This window comes from Streptomyces sudanensis (genome assembly GCF_023614315.1).
Lineage (GTDB): Bacteria > Actinomycetota > Actinomycetes > Streptomycetales > Streptomycetaceae > Streptomyces > Streptomyces sudanensis.
Genome location: NZ_CP095474.1, coordinates 3,908,903 through 3,911,772, shown reverse-complemented (window position 1 = coordinate 3,911,772; position 2,870 = coordinate 3,908,903). Strand labels below are relative to the sequence as shown.

Sequence of the window (2,870 nt, the reverse complement as noted above, 5' to 3'; positions counted from 1 at the left end):
GGGCCGGACCGGGCGGGGCCCGGGTCACTCCCCCGGCGCGAAGGTGCCGAACCGGGCGGGACCGGCCGGCCGGTACGTCTGGACGACCGCCCCGGTGGAGGTCGCGCGGTGGCCGGTCAGCTCGTACGCGGTCGGGGTGCCCCCGTCGGGGAAGAGCCTGCGGCCCCTGCCGAGGAAGACCGGGAAGACCAGCAGGTTGAGCTCGTCGAACAGGCCGTGGGCGAGGAGGCCCTGCGCCAGGCGGGCGCTGCCGTGGACCTGGATCTCCCGGCCGGGCCCCTCCTTCAGCCGGGCGACCACCTCGCCGAGGTCGCCCTCCACGAGGTGCGAGTTGTTCCACTCGGCCCTTTCGAGGGTCCGGGAGACGACGTGTTTGGGCAGGGCGTTGAGACGGCTCGCGATCGGGTCGTCCGGGTCGGTGACCCGGGGCCAGTACGAGGCGAAGATCTCGTACGTACGACGGCCGAGGAGGAAGCCGTCGGCACGGTCGAAGACCTCGTCGACGAACCGGCCCATGTCGTCGTCCGCGAAGGGGACGAGCCAGCCGCCGTAGTCGAAGCCGCCACTGCGGTCCTCGTCACGGCCGCCGGGGGCCTGCATGACGCCGTCGAGGGAGAGGAAGGTGGTGAGGGTGAGCCGGGCCATGGCACGCGCCTTTCGTCGGTGTCTCCGGCACCAGCTCAGACCATGGAGCCGCCCGGCGCCCGCCGTCGGGCGGCGACGCGGCGGGGGCGTCCCCCCTCGGGAGCAGCGCCCCGCCCGCCGGCCCGCGCCGGGGGTGCCCGGGGAAGAGTGCCCGGGGGCCGGACCCAGGGCCGGGGTCCGGGGTCCGGGGTCCGGAGCTGCACGGCGGATTCCGCCGGACGGGAAGGCGACCCCGTACGGGAAGGGACAGACCCGTACGGGAAGGGACAGACCCGTACGGGAGGCCACAGGCCCGTACGGGACCCCGTACGGAAGGACGACGACCCGTACGGGAGGGTGCCCGCAAGCGGACGGGGGAGGTCGCGCGCACGCGGAGGCGGGCCCTGGACCGGCCGGAACGCCCTTCCGGGGCGGCGTGCCCGGTGGGGCGGCCCGGTAGGCTGCTGCCTCCCCCGCCCGCCCCGAATCCCGCCCGCCTCGAAAGGACCGTCGACGTGCCGTCGTCCCGCGCCAGCAGCACCGACGCCGCCAGGTCCGCCGGCACGGGCGGTGTGCAGTCCCTGGAACGCGCCTTCGACCTGCTGGAGCGGATGGCCGACGCCGGGGGCGAGGTCGGACTGAGCGAGCTGTCCGCCGGCAGCGGGCTGCCGCTGCCCACCATCCACCGGTTGGTGCGCACCCTCGTCGCCTGCGGGTACGTGCGCCAGCAGGCCGACCGGCGCTACGCACTGGGCCCCCGCCTGATCCGCCTCGGCGAGTCCGCCTCCCGCCTCCTCGGCACCTGGGCGCGCCCGCACCTGGCGCGGCTCGTCGAGGAGACCGGTGAGACGGCGAACCTGGCCCTGCTCGACGGGGACGAGGTCGTGTACGTCGCCCAGGTGCCGTCCGGGCACTCGGTGCGGATGGTCACCGAGGTGGGCCGGCGGATGCTCCCGCACTCCACGGGCGTCGGCAAGGCGCTGCTCGCGCACGTCCCGCCGGAGGAGGTGCGGGCGCTGCTGGCCCGTACGGGGATGCCCGCGGCCACGGAGAGGACCATCACCACGCCCGAGGGGTTCCTGGCGGCCCTGGAGCGGGTGCGGGCGTCGGGGTACGCGGTGGACGACGGCGAGCAGGAGACGGGAGTGCGGTGCCTGGCGGTGCCGGTGCCGGACGCGCCCGCGCCGGCGGCGATCTCCGTCTCGGGCCCGGCGGGGCGGATGACGGAGGCGGCGGAGGAGCGGTTCGCCCCCGTCCTCCAGGAGGTGGCCCGCGCCCTGGCGGCGGCCCTGAAGAACCCGTCCGGCCCCCGCTCCCGGCGCTGACCCCGCCCCGGCCCGGCGGGCGGCCGAGGCGGGCGGGACCGGCCGCGTGCGGACGAGCCGGCCGCTCGCGGGCGGAGCGGCCGGCTGCGGACGGCCCTCACGGTCGCCGCCGCCGCGCCGCGCCGCCCGGGCCGCTCAGCTCGTCGGCTCCACGTCCATCGCCCCGCGCCACACCTTCACGTCGAGGGTGACGTAGTCGCTGGGGTCGGATTCGGGCGAGAAGCCGACGACGGTCAGCAGGGCCACGTCGCCGGCGCCGTTCTGCAGGCACATCCGGGAGCCCTTGGACATCTGCGAGTCGTCGACGGAGGTGGCGAAGCGCGTCTCGTCGAGGCAGGTGTCCAGCGAGCCGGCCTGCCCGTTGCGCAGGAGCACCAGGCGGCCGCTGCCGGGCGTGGATATGCCGGAGATGCCGTAGCGGACGTCCCCGCCGTCCTCCTTCGGCTTCACCGGGTCGTCCGCGAGGGACAGTTCGTAGCCCTCCGTAAGGTCGATGCCCTTGAAGTCGACCGGCTGCGGCGGGGTCGCCGGAGTGCCGGTCTCGGGGGGAGCGCTTCCGCCGACCTCGACGTCGGCCTCCAAACCGGCGATCTCACCGGCCAGGTCGCCCTCACCTTGGTCGATGGCGTCCGCGTCGGCGGGCGGGGTCGTGGACGTGCCGGAGGCCGTCCCCCGCGCCTGGCCGGTGCCCCCGTCCTTCTCGTTCAGGAGGGCGTACGCGGTGGCGCCGCCCGCGACGGCGAAGGCGACGACCGCGGCGGCGGCGATCAGCGCGGTCCGGGGCCCGCGCTTGGGCGCGGCGGCCGGCGCCGGGGTGGTGGGCGCGCCCGGACCGTACGGCGTGGGGCCGGNNNCGGCCGGGTGGGCGTACGGGTGGTNCTCTTATACANCNCTGANNCANNTCTGACGGTGCCAACGACC

The 2,870-nt window shown here is 76.1% G+C and carries 2 protein-coding genes; one reads left to right on the top strand and one right to left on the bottom strand.

Features of this window, described 5'->3' with window-relative positions:
• Positions 1–24 precede the first annotated feature (24 nt).
• Positions 25–645, bottom strand: a complete 621-nt coding sequence (locus tag MW084_RS17990; protein WP_010470694.1) for a dihydrofolate reductase family protein — start codon at positions 643–645, stop codon at positions 25–27.
• A gap of 494 nt (positions 646–1,139) precedes the next feature.
• On the opposite strand from MW084_RS17990, the gene MW084_RS17985 reads away from it, so the two are divergent.
• The gene (locus tag MW084_RS17985; protein ID WP_010470695.1) at positions 1,140–1,949 is read left to right on the top strand and encodes an IclR family transcriptional regulator; all 810 of its coding nucleotides are present in this window, start codon (positions 1,140–1,142) and stop codon (positions 1,947–1,949) included.
• The last annotated feature ends 921 nt before the right edge of the window (positions 1,950–2,870 follow it).